The sequence below is a fragment of the Sorangium sp. So ce281 genome (assembly GCF_051527395.1).
GTDB classification, from domain to species: domain Bacteria; phylum Myxococcota_A; class Polyangia; order Polyangiales; family Polyangiaceae; genus Sorangium; species Sorangium cellulosum_B.
This window is the reverse complement of sequence record NZ_CP150322.1, coordinates 7198728-7225243: the sequence shown is the minus strand read 5'-3', so window position 1 is coordinate 7225243 and position 26516 is coordinate 7198728. Positions and strand designations below refer to the sequence as shown.

Below are 26516 nucleotides of genomic sequence, written 5' to 3'. Positions count from 1 at the left end.
CGCGCGTTGATCACGCTGCCGCTGGGGGGCCTGGGCGGCGCGCTGGTCGCGGGCGGCTGCGGCAGCGCGGAGCCGCCGTGCGGCTTGCCGTGGAATCCCTGCCTCATCACCAACGAGGACGGCACGAGCAACGGCGTCTGCGCCGGGAAGTGCGTGATACAACCGATGGACAGCTTTCACAAGCCGATGCTCCTGTGGATCGGAGACGCTGACGACCCCGAGCCGGCGTGCGAGGACCTCACCGGCCTCGACCTCCAGAGCCGCGATACGGTGCAAATCGCCTCGAGGACGTCCTTCCGGTTCCGGACGGTGCTGCCGGGCGACGAGCCCTGTCCCAAGTGCATTTGTAGCGTTCCGTACTGCTCCATGCCGGAGATCGTTGCGGCGCACTCGGATGCGTCGTGCGAGAACACCCCTGCGGAGACGCTCAGGCCGTTCAATCCGCCGTGGAACTGGCAAGGCGAATGCACGTCTCCGGGGACCGTGCCGGCAGAGGCGTTCAGCGCGATCTGGATCGCGCCGGGGCCGGATGGCTCGTGCACGCCCTCCACCGTGGGCGAGCCCTCTCCACCGAAGAGCCCTGCGAAGATCGCGGTCGCGTGCAGTGGCGTCGTGACGAGCAACCGGTGTCCGGAGATCGGCGACGTGTGCATGGTGGACCAGCAAGAGACCAACGTGCCCCCCGGGTGGCGGTACTGCATGATCTCGCAGTACGAGGGGCCTCACGAATGCTATCCGCCCGCCGGTCCCGGGGAGCGGCCCAGGTTCTCGGACAAGCTCACCTTCTATGATCGAGACCTTGAGCAGAGCTGCGAGCCGTGCGTCTGCGTGCCCAGCCGCACGCCGAGGAAGTGCGTCGCGCGGGTGAGCGCCTACTCGGATCGCGCGTGCAGCGAGGGCGCGCTCCTCGGGACGACGCCGGTGACGGCCGGCGGGGCGGATCGCTGCCTGCGTCCCGAGGTGGAGGGTGCGGCCCTCGGCAGCATCCGCGCCGAATGGGAGGTCAACGAGCTGGGGCTCTGCGAGCCAGCCGGCGGCGAGCCGTACCCGACCACCGTCTGCTGTCTGCCGGAGCCCGCCGGATGACGCGGCCGTGAACGGCCACGGTCACGCGTCGAGTGAGGCGGTGCCGTGCGGCAGGGATCTCTAACGCCTCGATTGGGAGCTTCGTCGGCAGCGTCCGCAACACCTCGTCGAAGTTGAGCCCAACAGGTGCAGCAGCGACGGCGAACGGGGCGCGCAAGATCTGCGTGGACGACGGCCGGGCTGCGCTTCTCGGCGCTCGGTTCCGCGCGAATTGACCGCGCCCTCGGCGTCGCTCCCGGTTTGGCACGCGGGCTGCAAAGTGCAAAAGTAAAAAAAGAGCACGTGAGAGATGGAGTCGGCTGCAGATGCGCCGGCGACTGCTGGGCGCAGCAGGCGATTCCGGGAAAGAGACACGTCATGCGGCTCGGATTGGCCCTCCTGATCGCGCTCCACGGCGCGATTCACCTCGTCGGATACTTCGAGTGGTCGAAGCTCGCCGCCGCCGGTCAGCCGAGCGATCGCACGCTCTTGTCCCTCTCGCCCGCCGGCAGTCGAGCCTTCGCCCTGCTCTGGCTCGTGGCGCTGATCCTTCTGCTCGCGGCGGCAGCGCTCCAGGTCCTGCGGCGCGACGCGTGGTGGGCGCTGGCGCTTGTCGGCGTGCTCCTGTCCCAGGGCCTCATCGTCCTCGCGTGGCCCCAGGCGAAGTTCGGGACGCTCGTCAACGTGCTCATCCTCTTACCGATCGTGGCCGCAGCCGCACACGCACGCTTCAGCCAGGAGATCGATTCGGAGGTCCGAGCGCTGCTCGCGCGCCCCTCCGAGCCCCACGCCTCCACCGTCGAGCCCTCCGAGCTCGCGCGCCTGCCCGCGCCGGTGCGCACGTGGCTCGAGGCCTCGGGCGTCGTCGGCCGAGAAAGGGCTCAGACGGTCCGACTGAAACAGCGCGGCGATCTCCGGACCAGCCCCGACGCCGCCTGGATGCCCGTGGAGGCCGAGCAGTACTTCTCCGTCGACGAACCTGCGTTCGTCTGGAAGGTCACCACGAAGAGGATGGGTATCCTCCCGATCGAGGGCCGCGACAAGTACGCCGCCGGCAAGGGCCAGATGCTCATCAAGGCAGCGTCGCTCGTCAACCTCGTCGACGCGGACGACGAGAAGATCGACCAGGGCGCCATGCTGCGCTTTCTGGGCGAGATCGTCTGGTTCCCGTCAGCGGCGCTGAGCCCCTACATCGCGTGGGAGTCGATCGACGCGACGAGCGCGAAGGCGACGATGCGCCACGCAGGGAAGGTCGCATCGGCGGTGTTCACGTTCGATCAGCAGGGGCGCCTGATTGGGCTGCAAGCGGAGCGCTATCTCGGCGGCGGCGCCGACGCGAAGCTCACGCCTTGGTCCGTGTCGTGCTCGGAGTGGGGCACGTTCCGGGGCATCCGGATCCCGAGCCGAGGGGAGGTCCTGTGGAAGCTCGAGAGCGGGAATTTCAGCTACTACCGCTGGGAGATCCTCGACGTGGAGCACAACCCCGCAGGGCCGTACTGACTGGGAGAGCGACTCCCGCACGCAGCCCCTGCGCCTCGCTAGAGCGGGCGGCCGATCCGGGCGCGGATCTGCGCCCGGACATCCTCTGGAAGCGAGCGCAGGTAGTCGTCGGGCAGCAGCCGCAACGTCTCGTCAGGCACGAGGAGGAGCCGCTCCTCGGGGGTGAGCCCTGCGACGCGTTGCTCGGGCGGAAGGCCGGCGAGCCGCTGCTCGGGCGGCATCCCGGCGAGCCGCTGCTCGGGCGGCATCCCGGCGAGCCGCTGCTCGGGCGGCATCCCGGCGAGCCGCTGCTCAGGCGGCATCCCGGCAAGCCGCTGCTCGGGGGTCAGCCCCGCGGCCCGCTGCTCGGGCGGCAGCGCCGCCAGCAGCTCGTCCACCGGCAGCGCCGGCAGAAGCGTCTCGATCGGCAGCTTCTTCAGCAGCGTCCGCAGCACCTCGTCAAAGCCTTCCAGCTCGCGCATCGCCATCGCGATCTCCTCCGCACCGACCTGCTCGGCCAGCCAACGGCGCGCCTCGACCGTCCGCGCCGTGCCGTGACCGAGCAAGTGTAGCAGATCGTCGCCCTCGGCCTCGGCCACCGTGGCGAGCTCGACCACGTACAGCGCGAACGCTGCTCCCTGGAGCTGCCAGTAGCCGCCGGCGAGGTCGCGCCAGACCAGCCCGAGCGCCGCGACATCGGCGTCGAGCGAGCGCGTACGCGACGGCAGCAGCAACACGCCGGCCAGGTCGCGGCGCGGTCCGAGCCGCTTCCCAGCGCCCGCGTAGTGCAGCGACAGGTAGCCCCAGAGCCGGTCGAGGTCGCGGCTGCGGTAGGTGCGCCGGACGCTCTTGAACTCGACGATCGTCTCCCTGGGCAAAAGCGACCAGAGCCTCCGCAACGTGCCCGCCGGCTCGCGGACCTCGCCCGGGGCGTCGTTGCGCAGCAGGAGGTAATCGGCCCGGGGCGGCTCCGTCGACAAGGGCACCTCGCTTTGGATCTGAAAATGGCGCGGGCGGCGCTGGCGCAGCAGCGCGGCGAGCAGCACGTGCCACGCGGTCCGGGTCGAGCCCATAGCGCCCTGTACTGGCAACTCCGGTGCAGGACAAGAGAACATGAGCACGAGGCGTCTCAAGGTCCCTGTCTCATCGCTTTACGAGGACAGGTACCCTTTCATCACGCTTTCTTCCGGAGCAGGCGAATCGCGGCGACATCGAGGCAGCACGCCGCCCCGCATACAGCGGGCTCGGCGTGTGAGCCCGTCCCTCTCCGAGCGGCGTCATTCCGGGGTGACCACCTCCAGCAGGTGCCCCAGCCCCTGCGCGCGGAGCGTCTCGGCCTGGAGCCGCTGTCTACTTGGCGAAAGTCGACCCGTTCCAGACGTACCGCGCCGGCTGCGCGCCCCCCCACGGCAGCAGCAGCGGCTCGAAGCCGCCGACAGGCGCCTTGTCCTGGTTGAAGGGGTACGTCTGCTCCGTCCACTCGACGGCCCGCCCCGGGGCGAGCTCGATCCCCATCTTGTCGCCCACGCGCACGAACTTGAGCTCGCCGGCGATCTTCTTGTCGCCGATGCTGCGCGCCACCTCGGCCGCGAAGATCCGCTGGATGCTCTCGCCCTCGACCCGGAAGATCTGCACGACGTCGCGGTCCACCGTCCCGCCGCCCGCCTCCTTGGGCGCCGCCGCGCGGACGGTGCCGTGGACGATGATCTCCGCCTTGCCATCGCCCGTGAGATCGAGCGCGCGCACCGAGCGGATGTCGGCCGGAGACGCGAACTGCGCGAGCGTCATGAACGCGTACCCCGCGCCGCCCCGGAACCCCTTGCCGAACACCACGATGTCGCGGTCGTGCAGGAGCACCCGCTCGGGCTCCTTGCCGCCGGCCACGTCGGCGCCGAGGTCGAACCGCGGCTTGCTCGACGAGGCGCTCCGGTCGCGCCGGTAGAGGGCGTACACCTTGTCGAGCATCTCGGCCGGCGAGAGGCCGGCCGGCTTCGGCGCGGCCCGCGCCACCTCGGCCCTCGCCGGCGCCGGGCGCGGCCCCACGGCGCCCGCCTGCCGCTGCTCGCTCGCCTTGGTGAACACCCCGCCGGTCAGCTTGTAGAGCTGCGACTTGATCGACCCCCACGGCAAGAGCAGCGGGTCGTACGTCGTCTCGACCCCCTCCGCGTAGCTGCTCGCGTCGTACCGGGTCGCCTTGCCCGGCTCCACGCGGATCGCCATCTTGTCGCCGTCCGCCACGAAGTCGACGTCGTTGACGACCGAGCCCTTGTCCGTCGCGATCGCGATCTCGTGCTGGAAGATCGGCCTCGGCGTGTCGCCGGCGCCGAACTGGAGCACGTGGATCACCTCGCGGTACTTCGCGCTGCTGCCGGAGCGCTTCCGCACGATGAGCTCGGCCTGGCCGTCGCCCGTCAGGTCGCGCGCCGTGAGCGACGGCACCATCCCGTCCTTGGCGTCGACCCCGAGGTCCTCGAAGTAATACTGCGCGCCCTTCCGGAACCCGGGGCCGAGGACGATCAGGAACCGCTCGTGGACGAGCACCCGCTCCCGCATCCCGTCGCCGGCCACGTCGGCGACGAGGTCGTAGCTCGGGCGACCGTGGATGCCCTTGCTCCGGAGGAGGCCGTCGGTGAGCGCGAGCTCCGGCTCGGTCGCGAGCGGCGACAGCGACCCGTACGCCTCCGAGGCGGCGCTGCCGACGACGGCGTCGACCCCTCCGCCGTCGTCGTCGTGGACGAAGAGCCCCGCCCGCAGCCCGACCCGGGTCGTCGCCGCCTCCGGGAACGCCGTCCAGGGGATGCTCGCCTCCAGGGTGTACCCGCCGCTCCGGGGGGCCTCGATGACCCTCGCCCCGGCCACCGCCTTGCCGCCCGGGACCTTGACGCTGCCCGCGGTCTTGCCCGGCTGTCCCGGGTAGAGCGCGACCGCCTGGACCTTTCCGCCCGGGAACCCGATCACGACCTTCACGTGATCGGCGCCGCCTCGCAGCGCGTCGTCGGTCACGTCGGCCGCCACGTAGATCCGCGCGTCGTCGTAGGCGATGGCCACCTGCGCGGCCAGATCGGCCTTGCTGGGCTTGCCCTTGTTCTTGAGGCCGAGGGAGGTGAACGCCACCGGCCACTCCTTCGGGATCCCGTCGAGCTTGAGCCATTTCGACTCGACGAGCGGCGCCGCGATCGGCGTGCCGGCGGCGAGGGCAGGGGAGGGGGCGGCGGCGGTCAGCGCCGCCAGCGCGACCGGCGCGAGCGCGGCGAGGCGGGAGCCGGAGGCACGAGCCCCCGGCGCACGGAGGTGGTGTGATTTACGTCTCATAAGCTCGGGTTTGGACGCCTCTCCGCGCCCGCTTGTTCTTACCACGAGCACTTTCTTTCCGGATCGGTCCGCGTCGCCGACCCGAGGCGGCCCCCTGGACGCTGCGAGGTGGCCGTCTGACGTGGCAGGCGAGGGGGCTCGGCGGTGCCGAGGCCCTCACCCGGCGGTCATGCGTGGGGCTTGGGGGCGGGCGTGAGGCCGGCGCCTTCGGGGCGGATCCGGCGGTACACGAGCTTTGCGATCTCGACGGCCGGGACGATGAGCGCCGAGAGGACGAGCAGGAGCATCCACTCGTTCGACGACATCGCGTACGTGCGGAAGACCGGGCGCAGCGCGGGCACGAGCAGCGCGATCAGGTGGATCGCCGCGCTCGCCGCGACCGCCAGGAGGAGCGGGAGGCTGATGAGCGGCTTCGACGCGAAGAGCGAGATGACCGGGCTACGGCAGCTCCAGGCGTGGAAGAGCGGCGACAGCGCCAGCAGCGAGAAGGCGACGGCGCGCGTGCGCAGCAGCCCCTCCTCGGTCTGGTCCGACGTGGCGTAGAGCGCGACGGCGGCGAGCCCCATGATCGCGCCGACGTACAGGATCCCGAGGTAGTCGCGCTTGATGAGCAGGCCCTCGTCGCGCGGCCGCGGCGCCTCCGACATGAGCTGCGGATCCGGCGGATCGATGCCCAGCGCGAGCGCGGGCAGGCCGTTCGTGACGAGGTTGATCCAGAGGATCATGAGCGGCGTCAGCGGCGGCCACTTGCCGAAGAACGAGACGACGAACACGGCCACGAGGAGGCCCATGTTCGACGAGAGGAGGAAGAAGATGAACTTCTGGATGTTGCGGTAGATGGCGCGCCCCTCGCGCACCGCCTCGACGATGGTCGCGAAGTTGTCGTCCGCCAGCACGAGGTCCGCCGCCTGCCGCGCCACGTCGGTGCCCCCGCGCCCCATCGCCACGCCGATGTGCGCCTCCCGGAGCGCGGGCGCGTCGTTCACGCCGTCGCCCGTCATCGCCACGATGTGGCCGTGCGCCTTGAACGCCCGCACGAGCCGGAGCTTCTGCTCCGCCGTCGTCCGGGCGAAGACGCGCAGGTGCATGATCCGCCGCCCGAGCTCCTCGTCGCTCATCGCCGCGAGCTCCGCGCCGCTGAGCGCCTCGTCGCCCTCGTCCCAGAGCCCGATCTCCTTGGCGATCGCCGTCGCGGTGAGCCGGTGGTCGCCGGTGATCATGACGGCGCGGATGCCGGCGCGGCGGCACTCGGCCACCGCCTCCTTCACCCCCTGCCGCGGCGGGTCCATCATCCCGACCAGGCCGAGGAACGTGAGCTCGCGCTCGACGTCGTCCCCGTCGCGGCTGACCCGCACCCGGCGGCAGATCGCGAGCACGCGCAGCGCGGCCGCGCTCATGCGATCGGCCTCGGCGACGATCGCAGCGCGGTCGTCCTCGGACAGCGCCCGCACGCCCTTGTCGTCGGCGAACTTCACGCAGAGCGGCAGGAGCACGTCGACGCTCCCCTTCACGTGCGCGATCTCGCGGCCGCGCTCGTCCCGCGTGATCACCGTCATCCGCTTGCGGTCGCTGTCGAACGGCAGCTCGTGCACGAACGCGTGCGACGGCGCCACCGACTCGCGCGAGTAGTTGCCCTTCGCGGCCAGCGTCAGCAGCGCCCCCTCGGTCGGATCGCCGACGATGTTCCAGCGGCCCGTCGCGCGATCCTCGTCGAGCGACGCGTTGTTGCAGAGCGCGACCGTCGCGAACAGGTACGTGAGGGGCGCCGAGTGCTCCACGACCTCCGCGCCGCCCTCGTCCCGCAGCGCGCCCGCCGGGTTGTACCCCTCGCCGGTCACCGTGTAGCGGCGGCCGCCCGCGTACACGTTGCGCACGGTCATCTCGTTCTGGGTGAGCGTGCCCGTCTTGTCCGACGCGATGATGGTCGCGGCGCCGAGCGTCTCGACCGCGGGCAGCTTGCGCACGATCGCCCCGCGCCGCGCCATGCGCTGCATCCCCAGCGCGAGCGTGATCGTCGTGATCGCGGGCAGCCCCTCGGGGATGGCGGCCACGGCGAGGCTCACGCCCTCGAGCAGGAGCTCGTGCCACGGCCGTCCGCCCCGGATGAACCCCCAGCCGAGCAGCACCGCGGAGAGCGCGAGGCACACCCGCAGGATCACCGAGCCGAAGCGATCGAGCCGCTCCTCGAGGGGCGTCTTCTGCTCGCCGACCGAGCGGATCATCTCGCCGATCCGGCCGAGCTCGGTGCTCACGCCGGTCGCGGTCACCACCGCGCGCCCCTTGCCGCGCACGACGCTCGTGCCCGTGAAGACCATCGTGACGCGGTCGCCGAGCGGCGCGTCGCGCGCGACAGGGGCGAGCGCGTCCTTGACCGCGGCCGCGCTCTCGCCCGTCAGCGCCGCCTCCTCGGTCGCGAAGCTGATCGTCTGCACGAGCCGCGCGTCGGCCGGGATCGAGTCGCCCGCCTCGAGCTCGAGGATGTCGCCGGGCGCGACGTCCTCGGCCGCGATGATCACGGTCTTGCCGCCGCGGCGCACGCGCGCGTTCGGCGCGCTGAGCTTCTGGAGGGCCTCCAGGGCCGCCTCCGCGCGCCGCTCCTGGTAGTAACCGAGGAAGGCGTTCAGGATCACGATGAGCAGGATCGCGATCGCGTCGCCGAACCGGTGGAGGAAGCTCTCGTCCTGGTCGGCCGTGAAGCCGACGACCACGGCGATCGTCGCCGCGGCGAGGAGCGTGAGCACGAGCGGGTTCGCGAACTGCTCGAGGATGCGGACGAGCGCGCTCTTCTTCTTCGTCTCGGGCAGGCGGTTCTTGCCGTGCTCCGCGAGGCGCTGCTGCGCCTCGGCGTCGGAGAGCCCGCCGGACGAGCTGACCCCGACGCGATCGAGGAAGGCGCCGACCTCTTCGGCGTGGACAGCGATGGGAGCGGCGGGAGCGGCGTTCGGTTCGTCTGGGCGGAGCGCCGTGGCGGCTTGGCTCATGGGCAGGCGTGCTCTAGCGCTTCATCCTGGCTTGTTCACGTTGTTCTTCGGCCTCGAGCTCCGCGAGCGCCGCCGCGAGCTCGTCCTGCTCGGCCTGGGGCGCGGCGGCCGGCGCGCCGCCCGCGCCGGCCACGCGCACCTGCGGCGGCGCCGCGGCGGGCGGCGGCTCGGGCGGGAGCACGCCCATCTTCCGCTTGAGCGCGAGCAGCTCGTCGTCCGCGCCCGCCGTCGCCTCGAGCTGCCCGAACTTGTGCGCCAGCGTGTCGCCCGTGTACTGCTCGGCGATCTCCCCGGCGGCCTCGGCCTCGGCCTCGATCTGGTCGATCTTGTTCGACATCCGGTCGAACGTCTCGAAGGCGGAGGCGTTGTTCAGGCCGCTCATCGTCTCCTGGATGGCCTTCTGCGCCTCGGCCCGCTTCTTCCGGGCGATGAGCACGTTCTTCTTGCGCTTCGCCTCCTCGATCTTGTTGTTCAGGAGGCGCAGCGCCGTCTTCAGCTGGTCGACGGCCTGCTTCTGCTTCTGCCACTGGTCCTTGTAGGAGGTGGCGAGCTGGTCGTGCTCCTTCTTGCGGTTCAGCGCCTCCTTGGCCAGCGCGTCGTCGCCCGCCTTGATCGCGAGCATCGCCCTGCGCTCCCACTCCGCGGCGTGGGCGGCCTCCTGCTCGGCCTGCTTGGCCAGCCGCTTCTCGTCGGCGATCGAGACGGCGACCTGCTTCTTCGCCTCGATCAGCTGGTTTGCCATGTCGATGACGACCTGGTTCAGCATCTTCTCGGGGTCCTCCGAGCGGCTGATGAGGTCGTTCAGGTTCGACTTGATGAGGGTCGCAAGGCGCGCGAAAATTCCCATAGATCAGCTCCAACTCTCGGGGTGCGCAGGGTCGAAAGGCGCGGCGGGTCTGCTCAGCTGAGCGCGAGATCGTGCAGCACGGAGATGTGGCGGGCGAGCGCGAGATCAATGTCGCTCAGGATCGCCTCGAGCTCGTTCATGTCGAGGTTCTCGAGCTCCAGCGCCGCCGACAGGACGACGGTGCCCGCCTCGATCCCGTACGAAGCGTGCATCAGATCCGTCGCGTTGTACTCGAGCAGGCGGCGGAAGAGCCTGGTCTGGTGTGCGTCGTCCCCGGGGACAGGGCCGATCGTGACCCGCACCGCCACGATCGGCGGGTCGATGCGGATCGCGATCGGCGGCGCGTCCGGGCCCCCCGAGACGAGGTAGGTTCCGGCGTCGTTCTCGAACCGGCGATCGAGCTGCAGGAGGTAGGTTTCGACATCCTCGGCGGTACGCGGCATGGCGCGGCGAGCCTACAGAATCATGTCGCGTCGGGCTAGTGCTGCGTCCCTCGGATTCCTCCCGGGATTCCGCGCGCCGTGGGCTGCGGCCCACGGCCACCACCATCGAGGGCGCGCGGCTCGCCGTGGTCCACCGAACCAGGGCGTGCCCTCCGTTGGGTTCGTGCTCCGATCGCACCGGCGCGCTGTCGCGCCGTGAGCCCGCAACACGCGCCGCGAGCCGCGTTCCGTGATCGGTTCCAGTCGCTCCGGGAATCACGCGGTTTCCCCGGACGCTCGCTTTTTTCTCACCCGTTCGAGAGTCGCGGTGGTACGGTCCCGATCCAGGTTACGTGGCGATCCACCCGGGCGACGTCGTTGCTGGCTACCGTGTCTCCCGCCTGCTCGGGCGGGGCGGCATGGGCGAAGTCTGGGCAGCGACACGGGAATCGGACAATCACCAGGTCGCCATCAAGGTCCTGCTCGCGCGCGCCGCGATGAAGCCCGATCTCGTGCGGCGCTTCGACCGCGAGGCGAAGATCGCCTCGGCCATCCAGAGCCCGTACGTCTGCCAGCTGCTCGAGGTCGGCCAGACGGACGAGGGCGAGCACCTGCTCGTGTTCGAGCAGCTCGACGGCGAGTCGCTGGCAGATCGGCTGAAGCGCGAGCAGTACCTGCCGTTCAGCGAGGTCGGCCCGATCATCGATGACGTGCTCCAGGGGCTCGTGGCGGCGCACGCCGCGGGCGTCATCCACCGCGATCTGAAGCCGGGCAACATCTACCTCGAGCACCTCGGCCTGCCGGACCGGCGCGAGCGCGCGAAGATCCTCGATTTCGGCATCTCGAAGCTCGCGCGGCGCGAGAAGGAAGAGCCGACGCTCACCGCCTTCGACGCGACGCTGGGATCGTTCGCGTACATGGCGCCGGAGCAGGTGCGGGGCGCCGCGCGGGCCGACGAGCGGGCCGACATCTACGCGGTCGGCGCGGTGGCCTTCCGGTCCCTGTCCGGGCGGCTGCCGTTCGAGGGGGCGAACGCCGCGGTGCTCGTCGCGATGAAGCTCGACCGCCCGGCGCCTTCGCTCGCCGAGGCGACCGGCGAGAAATGGCCGGTGGGCATCGAGCGCTTCCTCGAGCGGGCGCTCGACCGCCGGCGCGAGGGGCGCTTCGGCTCCGCGGCAGAGGCGCTGTCGAGCTGGCGGGCCATCCAGCCGGCGAACATCACGCGCGCGACGCGCCGCACGCAGCGGAGCAGGTATCCCTCCGAGCTGCCCGACCCGTTCCTGGAAGACAACCCGACGGTCGTCGACGGCCCGCCGACGATGACGGAGAACGGCGGCTTCAGCGACGGCGGCCACAGCTCGCCGCCCCCTGCTTCGCTCGCCCCTCCCAGGGCCAGCACCGTGCCCCCGCCGCCGCCGAGCCGGGCCGGGAGCACCGTGCCGCCGCCGCCGCCGAGCCGGGCCGCTGCGCCGCCGGCGCCGCCGAGCAGGACCGGCGTGGGCGCGCCGCCGGCGCCGCCGAGCAGGGCGGGCGCGGGCGCGCCGCCGGCGCCGCCGAGCAGGGCGGGCGCGGGCGCGCCGCCGGCGCCGCCGAGCAGGGCGGGCGCGGGCGCGCCGCCGGCGCCGCCGAGCCGGGCCGCTGCGCCGCCGCCACCGCCGAGCAGGGCGGGCGCGGGCGCGCCGCCAGCGCCGCCGAGCAGGGCGGGCGCGGGCGCGCCGCCACCACCGCCGAGCAGGGCGGGCGCGGGCGCGCCGCCACCACCGCCGAGCAGGGCGGGCGCGCCGCCACCACCGCCGAGCAGGGCGGGCGCGCCGCCACCACCGCCGAGCAGGGCGGGCGCGGGCGCGCCGCCGGCGCCGCCGAGCAGGGGCGGGGGCCCAGAGATTCCCCGGCCGGAGGGTCCGCCTTCGCGCCGCAAGACAGAGAGGCACTGAGTTGCTCGACGCGACGGTAGGCACGAAGAACCGGGTCGAGGTGCGCGGCGGGCGCATCCGCCTCACGAAATCATCGGCCGCGCGCGGCGGCGGATGGATCGAGATCGGCACCGATCCCGTCATCGTGGGCCGCAACGCGGCCTGCCAGCTGGTTCTCGACGACGCCAAGGTCAGCGCGGTGCACGCCGAGTTCGTCGCCACGGAGCAGGGCGTCCGCGTGCGCGATCTCGACAGCCGGAACGGGACCTTCGTCGGCGGCGTGCGGGTCGGCGACATCTACCTGCTCACGAGCACGAAGCTGCGGCTCGGCGAGACCGAGATCCAGTTCGAGCCCCTGCGGCCCGAGCGCATCACGGTCTCGGCGATCCCGTCGTTCGGCCCGCTCGTGGCGAGCAGCCCCGGGATGCGGGCCATCTTCGAGCGCCTCTCCAAGATGGCGCCGACCGACCTCACGGTGCTCATCACGGGCGAGACCGGCACGGGCAAGGAGCTCGTCGCGCAGGCGCTGCACCTGGCGAGCGCCCGCTCGAAGAAGCCGTTCGTGGTCGTGGACTGCGGCTCGATCCCGCCGACCCTGGCCGAGGCGACGCTGTTCGGCCACGAGCGCGGCGCGTTCACGGGCGCGGTCGACAAGCGCCTCTCGCCGTTCCTCGAGGCGGACGGCGGCACGATCTTCCTCGACGAGCTCGGCGAGCTGCCGCTCGAGGTGCAGCCGAAGCTCCTCCGCGCGCTCGCCGAGCGCCGCATCAAGAGCGTCGGCGGGTCGAGCTACCGCGAGGTCGACGTGCGCGTGCTCGCGGCGACGCGCCGCGACCTCGTGCGGGCCGTGAACGGCGGCAACTTCCGGAGCGACCTCTACTTCCGCGTCGCGCAGATCAAGATCGAGCTGCCGGCGCTCCGGCAGCGCGTGGAGGACATCCCCGTGCTCGTCCGCCGGATGCTGAAGGATCTCGGCGACGAGAGCGCCTACGAGCGCGTCTCGAACATGACGCTCGAGCGGCTGATGCGGCACGACTGGCCGGGCAACGTCCGCGAGCTGCGGAACGCGGTCGCCGTCGCGTTCGCGCTCGCCGCCGAGGGCGAGGAGATCGACATCGCGGCGCACCTCGGCGCCCTCACCGAGACGCCGATGCACCCGAGCTCCTCGCCGTCGATCCCCCCGGGCGGCGGCGCGGCCAGCAGCTCGTTCGCGTCGATGAAGGGCCGCCAGTTCCAGGAGGCGAAGCGCGACGTCCTCGCGCGGTTCGAGCGCGACTACTTCGCCGCCCTGTCCGAGGACGCGAAGGGCAACGTGAGCGAGATGGCGCGGCGCGCGGGCATGGAGCGGGCGCACGTGCGGGCTTACCTCCGCCGCCACGGCATCGGCGCGAAGCAAGAGCAGGAGTGAGCGAGCCGGCGGCGACTCGCGCGCTCCGCGTCACACCGCCGCGGCCTCGTCGTCCCCGCCGGGCGGCGCGATCTCGTCGGACTCGAACAGCCCTTCGAGCTCCTGCGCCGCCTGCTTCGCCGCCTCGATGAGCTTGACCTCGTCGTTGTGCACCGCGTGCCCGCGGAGGAGCACCCTCTCGTCGTGGGCCCTGAACCGCTCGATGGTCGCGCGGGCGTCCCGCTCCCGCATCCCGAGGCCCTCGAGCACGCGCGCCGCCACCTCGAGCGACGACAGGAACGTCTCCCGCGCCAGCACCGTCACGCCGATATCCATCAGCTGATACGCGTGCTGGCGGTTCCTGGCGCGCGCGTAGATGAGGAGGTCCGGAAAGTGCCGCTTCACCACCTCCGCCGTCTTCACCGACGACGCGACGTCGTCGATCGCCAGCACGAAGATCTTCGCCTTGTCGGCGCGCGCCGCGCGGAGCAGCTCGAGCCGGGAGGCGTCCCCGTAATAGATCTTGTTGCCGTACCTGCGGACGAAGTCGACCTGCGTCGGGCTCGCGTCGAGCGCGGTGAAGGGGATCTTCCTCGTGCGGAGGACGCGAGAGACGATCTGGCCGAAGCGGCCGTATCCGGCGATGATGACCCTCGGGTCGTCGTCGTCGATCGCGTCGAACTCGCGCTCTGGCCGGCCCCCCTGCCATCGCTTGACGAGCGCGTCGCCGAGCGCGATGACGAGCGGCGTGAGCGCCATGGACAGGGTGACCACGACGACCAGGAGGTCGGCGAGGAGCCTGTCCATGAGGCCCTGTCCCGCGGCGATCCCGAAGAGGACGAAGGCGAACTCGCCCCCCTGCGGGAGCGTGAGCGCGAGGTCGCGCGCGGAGCCCTTCGCGTGCCCGGTCGCCCTGCCCAGGACGAGCAGGACGGCGGCCTTGAGCGCCATCACGCCGAGGACGAGCCCGAGGACGAGCAGCGGCCGCTCGATGACGAGGCCGATGTTCGCCGACATCCCGACGGCGATGAAGAAGAGCCCCATGAGCAGGCCCTTGAACGGCTCGATGTCCGCCTCGAGCTCGTGGCGGTACTCCGAGTCGGCGAGCAGCACGCCCGCCAGGAAGGCGCCGAGCGACATGGAGAGGCCGACCTGCACCATGAGGAGCGCCGTGCCGAGCACGACGAGCAGGGCCGCCGCGGTGAAGACCTCGTGGGCGTGGGTGGCGGCGATGGCCCGGAAGACGGGGCGCACGAGGTAGCGGCCGCCGACGACGACCGCGAGCAGCACGGCCACGACCTTGAGCGACGAGGCGACGGCGCTCCCCTCGGCGGGGGCCGCGCCGGCGGGGCCGAGCAGGTGGAGCCCCGCGATCAGCGGGATGACGGCGAGGTCCTGGAAGAGCAGGATGGCGAACGCGGAGCGGCCGTGCTGCGACTGCATCTGGCCCTTCTCGGCCAGGATCTGCAGGACGAACGCCGTCGACGAGAGCGAGAGCCCGACGCCCGCGATGGCCGCCGTGTCGGCGCGCAGGCCGAGCGCGGCGCCGATGAGCGCGATGAGCGCGCCCGTGATGGCGACCTGCGCGCCGCCGAGGCCGAACACGGCGCGGCGGAGCACCCAGAGCCGCGATGGCTTGAGCTCGAGGCCGATGAGGAAGAGGAGCAGCACCACGCCGAGCTCCGAGAAGTGGAGGGTGTCCTCGACGTTGGCGACGATCCGCAGCCCCGACGGGCCGAGCAGCGCGCCCGCGACGAGGTAGCCGAGCACCGCGCCGAGGCCGATCCGCTTGAACAGCGGCACGGCGATCACGGCCGCGCCGAGAAAGACTGCGGCGTCCGAGAGCAAGCTCATTCGTCGTGGGTCTCCTTGGGGCTCCGTGATAAGCACGATCCGCCATGCAGATCGAGCTCATCGCCACGGCAAGCGAGGATTCCGCGTACCTGCCCCGGGTGGGGCTCGGCACGCTCGCGGCGCTCACGCCCCCCGAAGATGAGATCATCTACACCGATGACGTCGTGCAGCCCTTCGATCTCCAGCGCGACGTCAAGGACGTCGACCTCGTCGGGATCAGCGTCGACAGCAAGACCGCCCGCCGCAGCTACGATATCGCCGCCGCCTACCGCAGGCGCGGCGTGAAGGTGGTGCTCGGCGGCATCCACCCGACGGCCTGCCCCGACGAGGCCCTGCAGCACGCGGACGCCGTCGTGGTCGGCGAGGCGGAGGACGCCTGGCCCGCCCTGCTCGCGGACGTGAAGCGCGGCGAGCTCAAGCCGTTCTACCGCCCGGAGCTGCCGAGCCTCGCGGGCAGGCCCCCGCCGCGGCGCGACCTGTTCACCTCCAAGAAGTACATCCCGTTCCAGGTCGTCCAGACGATGCGCGGCTGCCCGTATCCGTGCGAGTTCTGCAGCGTGTCGACGGCGAACGGCACCACGATGCGGTTCCGCCCGACCGACGAGGTGCTGAGCGAGCTCCGGTCGCTCGGCAAGCTCATCATGTTCGCGGACGACAACGTGATGATCCACCGGGCGTACTCGAAGGATCTCTTCACCCGGATGATCCCGCTGAAGAAGCACTGGATAGGCCAGTGCTCGCTCGCCGCGGTCAAGCGCCTCGAGAACGTGAAGCTCATGGCCGAGAGCGGGTGCAAGGCGCTCTTCATCGGGTTCGAGAGCATCGACGACGAGACGGTGAAGTTCACCGGAAAGCGGCAGAACCGTCCCTCCCAGTACAAGGAGACGATGGCGATGCTCCACGATCACGGCATCTCGGTCTGGGGGAGCTTCGTCTTCGGGTTCGATACGGACGATCCCGAGGTGTTCGATCGCACCGTGGAGTTCGGCGTCGACATGAAGCTGACGATGGCGCTGTATGCCATCCTCACCCCGTACCCCGCGACGCAGCTGTACCGCCGCCTCAAGGCGGAAGGGCGCCTCACGGACGAGCGCTGGTGGCTGCGCCGCGACCACGACGCCGGCTCGCCCTATTTCGTCCCCAAGCAGATGTCGCGGGAGCGGCTCCGGGAGGGGTGGGTGTCCGCGTGGACGAAATTCTACTCGCCGTCCTCGATATGGCGCAGGTTCACCCTCACGCGGCAGTCGAGCTGGATCCAGCTGGCGGGCTTCTTTCCGCTGAATTTCATGCAGCACACGCTGGCGCACCGCAAGATCGCGGGCGGCGAGCAGCGCTTCCGCTCCGGCGTGCACATCGAGGAGGCGGCCGCTTCGTCCGTGGTGCAGCCGCAGCCGGAGCCGCAGCCTGCGAGGGCCAAGGGCGCTCGGCAGCTCCCGATCATCGGATAGGCGATCCCCTGGCGCCAGCTTCACGCCCTGTGCGTGCGTGGGCGCCGTCCTGCACCCGCAGCGCATCGGTGGATGTGGACAATCGACCGCTCGCGGATGGACGGCGGCGCGCGGTGAGCGAGCGACATTCTTCATGTCGCGCTTGCAGTGCGATTGTCGCTTGCTGATTTTGCTACACTCGCGTGAGCTCCTGGAATGCCGGGGTGTCGAGCGGGGCGTGAGCCCGCTTTGTCGCGGCATCGAGGGTCCCTCAAGCGGAGGTGTCATGGGTCGATGTCGGTTCTCCTTCTCGCTCCTCATCGTGGTTGGCGCCGCCGTGTCCAGCGCTGGCTTCGCGGCCAGCTGCAGCGCGACGGGCTCGTCCAACGTGCTCGACTCGAGCGGAGCTGACGAACCAGGCGTGGGGGCGGGCGGCACGACCGGCGGAGTCGACGGGCAGGGTGGGTTCCTCGACATCGATGGAGGGCAGGAGCCGTACAGCGATGTGCCGGTGAACGCTTGTGGGAGCGCGTGCGGCGACAGGGAGCTATGTACCGGCGCGACCCTCGGCCTGGACGACGACTGCGATGGTTCGATCGACGAGACGTGCGCCTGCATCCCCGGTCAGGCGCACTCCTGCTTCCGCGGCGATCCGTCGTTCCGGAACAGCGAGGGCTGCTTTCCTGGCACCCAGCTCTGCGACGAGACAGGCACCTGGGGCCCGTGCGTCGGCGGCGTGCACGCCGACGAGAACTGCCATATGGGTGGCGGCGCTCCGTGCCGCCCGATGCAGGCGTCGCCCTTCGCCGATGTCAACCTCAAGGCGGGCACCAGCGCCTTCAGCGCGGATGCGGTCGCGGGCTCCGAGGTGTGGACGGTGGACTGCCCCGATGGCGTCGACCCGTGCCCCGGAGTGAGCGGCTCGGACCCAGCGGACGATTTCAAGCCGCTGCAGTCGGGGGAGTACACTGTCACGTACACGAAGCGCGTCCCGAGCGGCGATACCCGGAGCTGCCAGTACCCGCTCTTCGTCAGCGCGGGCGGGCTGCGCGTCGAGCTCGAGTGGGAGCACGACGTCGGCGACGTCGATCTCGATCTCCACCTCCACAAGCCGAGCAACACGCAACCCTGGAGCATGTCGGGCTCGGCGGTGGACTGCGGCTTTTACAACTGCACCATCGAGCACTTCTCGTCAAAGGCCTCGGATATCCGCTGGTTCTTGAACAGCGCGAGGCTGCCGGACCCCGTGAACTGGTACCTCGATCCGGTGCCGGGCAACAACGGCTGCTTCAACGCCCCTCGGGGCGTGGGGAAGCTATGGGAGGCGAACGGTCTTGGCTGCCACAACCCGCGGCTCGACCTCGACAACTGGAGGTGCGACCCCATCGTGACGGACCCCAACGACCCAGACTTCTGCGCGCCGGAGAACATCAACCTCGACTATCCGCCGAAGGGTCAGTGGATGCGCATCGGCGTGTATTACTTCGGTCAGGGGAGCGTGAAGGACGATATCCACCCCCGGATCAAGATCTTCTGCGACAGCGCGCTCGGGGCCGATCTGGGGCACACGGGGTTCTACAGCCCAGAGCGGCGTGTCGCGTTCAAGCCCACGGACGGACACACCTTGTTCTGGCTCGTCGCCGACGTGCTCTTCCCCGAGCCGGACGAGTGCGGCCAGGCGGCCTGCGTCGTGCGGCCGCTCTACGAGAGCGCCAGCGCGAAGACGCCGCTGCTCACCACGCGGGACGACGTCGAGGCGAGCTTCGGTCCCGCCTACCCGACGCTGCCGTGACCCCGAAGGGCGCGCGCCGGCGCGAGCGCGCGAGCTCTGCCGACGCCGCCTCGCCCCGCGCGCAGAGGTCGTGAGGCGCAACGCCACACCGGCCAGCACGGCGAGCATCGTGGTGATCTGTCTGAGGATGATTTCTCTGGCTCCTCGGGTGAGTTGGTGGTTCGCCTGACGACGCATCCGGCGAGAGCGCGTCTCGCCGGCTGAAGGCGGCTCATTGTGGCCATCGCCGGCCGGCGTCCGTGCTAGGGAGTCCTCCTCCAGCGACTCACCCTGCTGAGTCTGCATGGCAGGTGTCCTTGTTGCTCGATGAGGGTCGAGGCTTCGTGATCCGCCGTCCCGAGCCGCGCTTTCGCGCGCGCTGGGGAAACCGGTATCCGCTTTGCATCACGCCGTAGTGCCTGGTGCGCGGCGCGCTTCGCCGTCGCGCGGAGCGGGCGCAGGCCGCCGCGACACCGCGTCTAGGTCTCCAAGTGGAGGTATCATGTCTCGTCTTCGTGTCTCCTCCGTGCTCCCCGTCGTGATCGCGATCGCGGCGTCGGGCGCCGGTTTCGCGGCCGGCTGCAGCGCCGAGGGCAAGCGGCTCACGTTCGATCCGACGACGGGCGGCGGCGCGCACGCCGACGAGGCGGGCAGCGCCGCCGGGGCGGGCGGCGCCGGCGCGGCGACCGCCCAGCCCGGCGGCTCGGAAGGTTACGGCGGCTTCCTTGGCGACCCCGGCGAAGGGACGCACGAGGGCTTGCCGGTGACGGTCAACCCGTGCGGGAGCGCCTGCGGTCCGACGGAGCTCTGCGGCGTGGATGAGCTCGGCGTGGATCACGCCGGGCTGGACGACGACTGCAACGGGATGATCGACGAGAATTGCGGGTGCATCGCCGGGCAGGCGCACTCCTGCTTTCGCGGCGATCCGTCGTTCCGGCGCAGCCCGGGGTGCTTCCCCGGGACCCAGATCTGCGACGAGACGGGCACGTGGGGCCCCTGCGTCGGCGGCGTGCACGCGGACCAGGACTGCCACCGGAACGACGTGGCGGGCTGCCACCCGCTCCAGGCGGCGCCGTTCGCCACCGTCGATCTGAAGGAGGGCACCGGCTCGTTCAGCGAGGACGCGCGTCCGGGCTCCGAGGTGTGGACGGTGACGTGCCCGCCGGGCGTGAGCCCGTGCCCCGCGGTGGGCGGGCAGGGGCCGGCGGACGATTTCAAGCCGCTCCAGTCGGGCGAGTACACGGTCACGTACACGAAGAGCCTGGCGAGCGGAGAGACCGCGACCTGCGTTTACCCGCTGTTCGTCGGCGCCCGCGGCCTCCGCGTCGAGCTCGAGTGGGAGCACGAGCCGGCCAGCGTGGACATGGACCTCTACCTCCACAAGCCGGACAGCATGCAGCCCTGGACGGTCGGCGGCTCCAGCGCCGCGTGCGGCTACGGGAACTGCACGCTCGACAGCCTCTCGGGCGGCTCGGCCATCACGTGGTTCAGCGACACGGCGACGCCCCCCGAGCCGGTGAACTGGTACCTGGATCCGGAGGAGACCAACAACAGCTGCTTCTACGCGCCTCGCGGGGTGGGGGACGACTGGCGCGACCACGGCAGGGGGTGCCATAGCCCGCGGCTCGATCTCGACAACATCTCCTGCTCCCACCGCACCACGGACCCGGACGACCCGACCTTCTGCGCGCCCGAGAACATCAACGTCGATTTCCCGCCCAAGGCCAGCTGGATGCGCATCGCCGTGCACTACTTCGGCGGCAGCGTGTCGTTCGACGTGCACCCGCGGATCAAGATCTACTGCAACGGCGAGCTCGGGGCCGACCTCGGGCCCACCGGTTTCTACGACCCCGAGGTGCCCGTCGCCTTCGTTCCGGAGGACTCAGGCGACAGGTTCTGGCTCGTCGCCGACGTGATCTTCCCCGAAGCGGGGGAGTGCGGAGGCGATACGTGCGTCGTCAGGCCGCTCTACCGGGACGAGACCGTGAAGACGCCGTACCTCTCGACGGTCCGCGACGTCCGCAACGACTTCGGTCCGGCCTACCCCAGCCTGCCGAGCCCCTGACGGCGCGGCGCTGGCCGGCGGCGGGCGCGCCCCTCACGCCTCGACGCCGGCCCGCCGGAGGAAGGCGAGCGCGGGGCCGAGCGCGTAGGCGGGCGCCTTGCCCAGGCGCAGCTGCTCCCCGGTCGACAGGTGGAGGAGCAGCCAGCGCGGCGCGAGGCCCGGCTCGTCGACGTCCGCGTCCGAGGCGGGCGGGGTCGAGACGCCGACGATCGCCTGGATCGGCAGGATCCGCCGGAAGCCACGGCCGTCCTGGATGAGCTCGTCCCGCTCGAAGTCGAGGCGGAACAGCCCGTGGAGCCGGCGGCGCCGGCGGACGGCGAGCAGCGCGGCGGCGGCTCCGGCGGTCCACATCCCCGCGATGAAGAGGATGGGAAAGGGGGCCGCGTGCGCCGCCACGATGCCCGCCACGATGCCCGCCACGACGAGCGCGAACGCGGCGACGCGATGGACGGCGAGGTCGAGGCCGTCGCCACGGCACTCGCAGACGAGCACGGCGGGGCCTTGCGCCAGGATGGTGCCGTCGGTGTTCGAGAGCAGGACGTCTCCGTCAGGCACGGTGTTCCTCCCGATCGGGTGAGGTGGTCGAATACCGCAGCCTCGCGAGCGAGGCGAGGGGGCGGCGGGAGAGAAGCGCGCGCCGAGCCTCCGGGGCCCACGGCGGACGACTGGAACAGCCGAGCTGCTGGCCGCTTGGAACAGGCCATTTCCGTCCCAGCCCGGAGAGGCTCGGCGAACGGGGGCAGCGGCCGTCAATCGGCCGTCAATCGCCTGACGCCCGGCGGCGCAGCGCGGCCGCGCGGTGAGCGGGGCGCGAGGCGGAAAAGGCATTGAATGCCCGTGGATTGGCCAGGAATGGCGAGGGTGGGGCGCGCGTGGTACGTGGTATGCCGCGGTGCCGGCGAGGGCGAGCAGGCGCGCCCCTCGCGCGACCGGGGCGGTCGTCGCGGTGACTCGGGCCGAGGTTCTCATGGGGGCATGCGCGCTCGGGGCCGAGCTGCCAGAGGAGGACTCTGCGATGAGGTGGATTGTGAGACAGGCATTGCTCGCGGCAGCGGTGTGCTCGATCGCGGGCTGCGCCGAGGAGCGGCCGGCCATCAGCCAGGTGCAGGCGAACGCGCTGGCCAAATCGTTCTTCGTCGGCGCCGATCTGCAGAGCAGGGAGGACGATCCCGAGTTCTGGGCGCGGACCACGGTGGTCGACGTGGGCTACGGCGCCTCGCAGGACGGGCTCTTCTCCTCCTCGTACGCTCAGGCCGACGTCGCGCGCATCAAGTGGATCATCCAGGAAGACCTCCTGCTCGGGCGCCTCACCTACGAGCGCGTGAACGACAGCGACGGCAAGGGCGCCGGCGCCGCCACGGACGATGGCGTCGTGGTCGTCGCCTACAAGATCCTCTCGCACTTCGACGTCCAGCGCGATTACAACCGGGCGACGGGCGAAGAGAGCAACGTCGTCGTCGAAAACACGACCGATCGTCCGTGGTATGAGCGCGAGTACATGCGGGTCGACTGGTCGAAGAACCTGAACGTCGACTCCTACGACTTCGACACGCTGTCGCTCATCGGCGTCTACGGCGGCGTGCAGTACGAGCCGCTCTCCTACTACGTCAGCGACCCGAGCCACCCCGACGCGCCCCATTTCGACCCCGAGGAGGGGTATTTCGACGTCACCAACAAGGCCTTCGCGGTGCCTCAGCTCGTCGATCTCAGCCACCTCGGCTGGGGCATCGACAGCTTCCCGGCCTGCATGCTCGACACGGACTTCGCGGGCGGCACCGCGCCGGTCGGATCGTGCAACCCCGTCGAGATCACCCTCCGGCAGTCGTTCCGGCGCGTCGTCGATCGGGACTACGAGCCGGCCGAGTGGGACGGCTACCGGTTCCGGGCGTTCGGCGCCTTCGTGCGAGAGCGCTTCGGCTACGCCCGCAACTACGGCATGAGCGACGCCAAGTGGCACCGCCTGATCTCCCGTTACAACATCTGGGAACGCAGCCACTACTACGACGATCCGGAGCGCATGACGGGCGAGATCCCGTGCTTCACGCCCGAGACCACCCCCGCCGGCGCAGATCCGCACCGCGACCAGGACCGGAACGGGACCGAGGACGAGTGCGAGGCCGTCACCGGGGCGTTGATGGCCCGGGATGGAGGGATGGAGGCGGTGGGGCCCGGCTCGCGGTGCGATACCTTCAAGCAACGGTGCACCCTGCCCTACCAGCGGCGCGAGGCCGTGCCGCAGGCGTGGTACGTGACCTCGGACAGCAACCCCGACTATTTCGTCGCCACGGACATGGCGGCCCACGAGTGGGACGTCGCCCTGCGCAGCGCCGTCGTCACCGCCAAGTACGCCGAGTGCGTCCGCACGCAAGGGGACGCGGCGCGCTGCAGCGAGGCGTTCCCTGTCTACGACGGGCAGATGGACGATGACGCCGACGCCATCGCGCTCTCGCGCGAGGTCGACGCGTGCCGGCGCGGCGCGGCGCGCGAGGGGCAGCCCTGCGAGGCCCTCGCCGACGAGATCGGCGCGCGGCGCGGGACCTCGAGGGGCGTCATCGCGCTCGCGAAGATGCCCGAGATGATCGTGCTCTGTCACAGCCCCGTCGAGGCGGCCGACCCCGAGGCGTGCGGCGGTCCGCGGCTCCCGGCGGGCGTGACCGCCCGGATGTGCAGCGACGAGCGCCGCAAGCAAGCAGGGCGGGACCCGGCGCTGATGAAGGCGTGCCGCGAGGCGCTGAACGCGCGGATCGGCGACCTGCGCTATCACCAGATCAACAACTTCGAGGCGCCGCAATCGCCCTCCGCCTGGGGCATCTACAGCGACTCGGAGGACCCGCTCACCGGCGAGAAGGTCGCGGCGAGCATCAATGTCTGGACGCACGTCAGCGACATCTGGAGCCAGGGCGTCGTGGACACGGCCCGCTACATCAAGGGAGAGCTCAAGACCGAAGACGTGACCGACGGCGATTACGTCCGGGACTGGGCGCAGGCGAGCGAGGGCGCCTCGAGGGGCGGCGCGCTGCCGCGGCTGACGCGGGAGGAGCTGGCGCGGCGGATCGCCCGGTCCGCCGGGGTGGACGAGGCGGCCGTCTCCGAGGGCACCGGCCAGATGGCGCAGAACCCAGCGCTGCGCGAGAGCCTCCGGCGGCTCTCGAAGGAGGTGCGCGGCATCGCGGCCGACGCCACGGCGCCCGACAGCATGCGCGGGGTCTACGAGGCGCGCCGCAGGGCCGCGGCGGGCTCGGAGCTCGAGGCCGAGCTCACGACGAAGGCGATCCAGCAGCTCACCGGCGTCGAGGGGCTGCCGCTCACGGACGAGGTGATGCGCCTCGCGTCGCCGCTCCGAGGGGCGAACCCGAGCGTGCGGCGCGAGCTCGCGAACCTGAAGGAGATCGCGCTCGCCGAGCGCGGCGCGTGCGTGATGCACGAGGCGCCGGCGCCGCTCGCGACCGCCGACCTGGCGGACCTCCTCGAGGAGAAATTCGCGAGCAAGCACGGGCGGTTCGGCGAGGGGGACGCCGCGCAGAAGGCCCGGCGCGCCGAGGCGATGCGGCGCTACCTCGCGCAGCGGGCGCACACCTCGGTGATCCTCCACGAGATGGGCCACTCCGTCGGGCTGCGGCACAATTTCGTGAGCTCCTCCGACGCCTGGGGCTACCGGCCGCAGTACTGGCAGCTCCGCACGAGCAATGGACGGGTGAAGACGCGGTGCGAGACGCTCTCGGAGGACGGCGAGGCCTGCGTCGGGCCGAGGTATTACGACCCCGTCACCGAGAACGAGCGGAAGAACCTGATCTGGATGTTCATGCAGTCGTCGACGATGGATTATGCCGGCGAGCCCACGCAGGACCTCATCGGGCTCGGCGCCTACGATTTCGCCGCGGCCCGCCTGTTCTACGGCGATGCGGTCGCCGTGCACGCCGACCCGAGCTACAAGGCGACCACCCCGCGCGGCAAGGGCGTGCTCGCGAAGATCGACGATTTCGGCGGCATCCTCGGCATCCAGCCCGAGTACGACGACGAGGACATCCATTACTCCGAGCTGCAGAGCAAGTACGAGCTGATCGCGCCGCGCAGCTGCGTCGAGGTCGACCCGAGCGCGTACGTGCCCTCGGACTGGGACGAGGAGCTGGACGGCGTCTGGCACCCCTTGCTCGACGGCCAGCTCGTGTCGATCGGCGGCAAGACCACGCGGTGCCGGCAGCAGAAGGTCGATTATGTCCCCTGGCGCGCGCTGGAGACGCCGAAGGACGTGAAGGGGCCCTCGGTGGACCCGGCGGGGCGGACCCGCCTGCCGTACGGCTTCGCGACCGACCGGTGGGCCGACCTCGGCAACCTGAGCGTGTACCGGCACGACAACGGCGCGGACGCCTACGAGCTCTTCAATTTCTTCGTCACGCAGCAGGAGGTGAACCACATCTTCGACAACTACCGCCGCGGCCGGCAGGCCTTCAGCGTGCGCGCGGCGTCGGAGCGGACCCTGAACCGCTACAACGCGAAGATGCGCGACGGCGCGAAGGGCCTCGGGCTCATCATGAACATCTACCGCGAGTTCGCGCTGGACCGCGGCTACGATTTCGACACGTTCTGGGTCCAGGCCGCGAACAGCCTCTTCAAGGAGAACACCCTCGCGGCCGGGATCGCGTTCGATCACTTCTCGCTCCAGATGGCGCGCCCGCAGCCGGGAGAGCACTTCCTGCCGGACGGGGACAACGTCCTCCGGTCATCGAGCGACGTGTTCGGCGATCCCGGGGAACCGCTGGTGGTCGTCCCGAACGGCGCGACAGGCTATTTCGGTGACATCGCCGTCGGGGGCAAGCCGCTCGAGAACGCGCTCGCGGCGGACAAGGGCGAGTACGACTCGTCGTACACGATGAACGCCGGGGCCTATTACGACAAGGCGTGGGTGTCGATGCTGATGACCGAGTCGGTCGACAACTTCATCAGCGACTCGCGGCACGACTTCCTCGACGCGCGCTACCGGGCGGTCTCGCTCGCCGACGTCTTCCCGGAAGGGTACCGCCGCTGGCTCGCCAACAACCTCACGGGCGACGACGCCCTCAAGGGCGTGCGCGTCGAGGCGGACCAGCGCGGCCGGCCGGTCCGGGACGCGAGCGGGTATCCGGCCGGCGCGCTCGGCTGGACCTCGTGGTGGGCCGAGAGCGGGCCGGAGAGCTGCTTCCCCGCGGCCGGGAGCATCGTCTGCAGCTCCTATGGCGCGCCCGACAGCGCGCCGTGGAACCCGCGGGCCCCGGCCAAGGTCGCCATCCTCGATCCGCAGATCGGATGGGAGCAGCAGAAGTTCCTCATCGCGTGGACCCTGCTCTACCTGCCCGAGAACCAGAAGCAGAAGTGGCTGGACATGATGCACGTCTGGGAGGCCGGGGCAGACACCGATCCCGGCTTCCCGGACCGGATCGAGCTCCACCACCCGTCCGGGAAGGTGTTCGTGGCGAAGGCCTACGGGACCGAGACCGTCTTTGGCAAGGTCGTGCAGAAGGGCATCGGCGCGCGCGTCCTGGAGTACGGCAATGAGCTCCTGGCGAAGGCGTATGTCACCGAGCCGGGGCCCGACCTCGACGGCGACGGCAAGGCGGACTGGCACAAGGTGAAGCCGAACCCGGAGACCGGGCAGCCGATCGTGCGGTGGGATCCGACGATCGCCGCCATCGCGGACGACGGCGAGGTCCTGCGGGAAGGCGTGGACGGCTGCAAGGCGGACGCCGACGCGGACGACGACGATTTCAGCGATTTCTACGAGTGCACGTGCTCCTCGAACCGCGCTTGCGGCGCGCTCGAGAGCTACCTGTCGGTGCCCGCCTTCATCCGGCAAGCGCTGGCGGCGTTCAAGCTGGGCGATCCGACGATGAAGGGCCTCCACTGAGCCCACGCCCCCGCGCGCGGGCCCCCCTGTTCCCCGGTCTTCTTGGCGCCCCTGTCGGCTTGGCGGTTCGCTTCCCCGGCCGACATCCCGCAGTGGAGCCAGCGACGCCACG

15 protein-coding genes are annotated in these 26516 nt (G+C 70.9%); 8 read left to right on the top strand and 7 right to left on the bottom strand.

The annotated features are described in order from the left end of the window. The first annotated feature begins 6 nt into the window (after window positions 1-6). Complete coding sequence (locus WMF27_RS27210; RefSeq protein ID WP_437943085.1) at window positions 7-1086, top strand: hypothetical protein; 1080 nt, start codon at window positions 7-9, stop codon at window positions 1084-1086. A 357-nt stretch (window positions 1087-1443) separates the two neighbouring features. Further along, a complete protein-coding gene (locus WMF27_RS27205; RefSeq protein WP_437765955.1) occupies window positions 1444-2565 on the top strand; it encodes a DUF6544 family protein in 1122 nt (373 codons plus the stop codon). Between the two features lie 38 nt (window positions 2566-2603). On the opposite strand, the gene WMF27_RS27200 is transcribed toward WMF27_RS27205, so the two are convergent. The 5 genes from WMF27_RS27200 to WMF27_RS27180 all read right to left on the bottom strand — a co-directional run bounded on the left by WMF27_RS27200 (window position 2604) and on the right by WMF27_RS27180 (window position 10127). Next, window positions 2604-3617, bottom strand: coding sequence for a hypothetical protein (locus WMF27_RS27200; protein WP_437765956.1), 1014 nt, complete (start codon window positions 3615-3617; stop codon window positions 2604-2606). Window positions 3618-3894: 277 nt separating this feature from the next. Then, entirely contained in the window at window positions 3895-5856 is a 1962-nt protein-coding gene (locus WMF27_RS27195) for a hypothetical protein (protein WP_437765957.1), read from the bottom strand. A gap of 167 nt (window positions 5857-6023) precedes the next feature. After that, window positions 6024-8837 carry a cation-translocating P-type ATPase gene (locus tag WMF27_RS27190; RefSeq protein WP_437765958.1) on the bottom strand — a complete coding sequence of 938 codons (2814 nt, stop codon included), beginning with the start codon at window positions 8835-8837 and terminating at the stop codon, window positions 6024-6026. Between the two features lie 13 nt (window positions 8838-8850). Beyond that, the gene (locus tag WMF27_RS27185; RefSeq protein ID WP_437765959.1) at window positions 8851-9684 is read right to left on the bottom strand and encodes a PspA/IM30 family protein; all 834 of its coding nucleotides are present in this window, start codon (window positions 9682-9684) and stop codon (window positions 8851-8853) included. Between the two features lie 53 nt (window positions 9685-9737). After that, window positions 9738-10127, bottom strand: coding sequence for a hypothetical protein (locus WMF27_RS27180; protein ID WP_437765960.1), 390 nt, complete (start codon window positions 10125-10127; stop codon window positions 9738-9740). A 332-nt stretch (window positions 10128-10459) separates the two neighbouring features. On the opposite strand from WMF27_RS27180, the gene WMF27_RS27175 reads away from it, so the two are divergent. Both WMF27_RS27175 and WMF27_RS27170 read left to right on the top strand, forming a co-directional pair. Next, window positions 10460-12040 (top strand): serine/threonine-protein kinase, encoded by a 1581-nt coding sequence (locus tag WMF27_RS27175; protein ID WP_437765961.1) that lies wholly within the window; start codon window positions 10460-10462, stop codon window positions 12038-12040. 1 nt (window position 12041) lies between these two features. Beyond that, window positions 12042-13427 carry a sigma 54-interacting transcriptional regulator gene (locus WMF27_RS27170; RefSeq protein WP_437765962.1) on the top strand — a complete coding sequence of 462 codons (1386 nt, stop codon included), beginning with the start codon at window positions 12042-12044 and terminating at the stop codon, window positions 13425-13427. Between the two features lie 30 nt (window positions 13428-13457). Here the strand turns inward: WMF27_RS27170 and WMF27_RS27165 are convergent, their stop codons facing one another. Further along, window positions 13458-15260, bottom strand: coding sequence for a monovalent cation:proton antiporter-2 (CPA2) family protein (locus WMF27_RS27165; RefSeq protein ID WP_437765963.1), 1803 nt, complete (start codon window positions 15258-15260; stop codon window positions 13458-13460). Window positions 15261-15304: 44 nt separating this feature from the next. Here WMF27_RS27165 and WMF27_RS27160 point away from each other — a divergent pair, with 44 nt between their 5' ends. The 3 genes from WMF27_RS27160 to WMF27_RS27150 all read left to right on the top strand — a co-directional run bounded on the left by WMF27_RS27160 (window position 15305) and on the right by WMF27_RS27150 (window position 20523). Next, on the top strand, window positions 15305-16708 hold the full coding sequence (locus WMF27_RS27160) for a B12-binding domain-containing radical SAM protein (RefSeq protein ID WP_437765964.1): 1404 nt from the start codon (window positions 15305-15307) through the stop codon (window positions 16706-16708). Between the two features lie 766 nt (window positions 16709-17474). Next, window positions 17475-18479 (top strand): hypothetical protein, encoded by a 1005-nt coding sequence (locus tag WMF27_RS27155; protein ID WP_437765965.1) that lies wholly within the window; start codon window positions 17475-17477, stop codon window positions 18477-18479. Window positions 18480-18960: 481 nt separating this feature from the next. Further along, window positions 18961-20523 (top strand): hypothetical protein, encoded by a 1563-nt coding sequence (locus WMF27_RS27150; protein ID WP_437765966.1) that lies wholly within the window; start codon window positions 18961-18963, stop codon window positions 20521-20523. Between the two features lie 33 nt (window positions 20524-20556). Here WMF27_RS27150 and WMF27_RS27145 read toward each other — a convergent pair whose 3' ends face one another. Next, complete coding sequence (locus WMF27_RS27145; RefSeq protein ID WP_437765967.1) at window positions 20557-21078, bottom strand: hypothetical protein; 522 nt, start codon at window positions 21076-21078, stop codon at window positions 20557-20559. Window positions 21079-21538: 460 nt separating this feature from the next. Between WMF27_RS27145 and WMF27_RS27140 the strand changes: the two genes are divergently transcribed. Further along, on the top strand, window positions 21539-26404 hold the full coding sequence (locus WMF27_RS27140) for a hypothetical protein (RefSeq protein WP_437943083.1): 4866 nt from the start codon (window positions 21539-21541) through the stop codon (window positions 26402-26404). Window positions 26405-26516 lie beyond the last annotated feature (112 nt).

Coding starts and splice junctions, on each gene's coding strand:
- WMF27_RS27205 (WP_437765955.1), top strand. CDS start 1,444: ATGCGGCTCGGATTGGCCCTCCTGATCGCGCTCCACGGCGCGATTCAC.
- WMF27_RS27200 (WP_437765956.1), bottom strand. CDS start 3,617: ATGGGCTCGACCCGGACCGCGTGGCACGTGCTGCTCGCCGCGCTGCTG.
- WMF27_RS27195 (WP_437765957.1), bottom strand. CDS start 5,856: ATGAGACGTAAATCACACCACCTCCGTGCGCCGGGGGCTCGTGCCTCC.
- WMF27_RS27190 (WP_437765958.1), bottom strand. CDS start 8,837: ATGAGCCAAGCCGCCACGGCGCTCCGCCCAGACGAACCGAACGCCGCT.
- WMF27_RS27185 (WP_437765959.1), bottom strand. CDS start 9,684: ATGGGAATTTTCGCGCGCCTTGCGACCCTCATCAAGTCGAACCTGAAC.
- WMF27_RS27180 (WP_437765960.1), bottom strand. CDS start 10,127: ATGCCGCGTACCGCCGAGGATGTCGAAACCTACCTCCTGCAGCTCGAT.
- WMF27_RS27165 (WP_437765963.1), bottom strand. CDS start 15,260: ATGAGCTTGCTCTCGGACGCCGCAGTCTTTCTCGGCGCGGCCGTGATC.
- WMF27_RS27160 (WP_437765964.1), top strand. CDS start 15,305: ATGCAGATCGAGCTCATCGCCACGGCAAGCGAGGATTCCGCGTACCTG.
- WMF27_RS27155 (WP_437765965.1), top strand. CDS start 17,475: ATGCAGGCGTCGCCCTTCGCCGATGTCAACCTCAAGGCGGGCACCAGC.
- WMF27_RS27150 (WP_437765966.1), top strand. CDS start 18,961: ATGTCTCGTCTTCGTGTCTCCTCCGTGCTCCCCGTCGTGATCGCGATC.
- WMF27_RS27140 (WP_437943083.1), top strand. CDS start 21,539: ATGAGGTGGATTGTGAGACAGGCATTGCTCGCGGCAGCGGTGTGCTCG.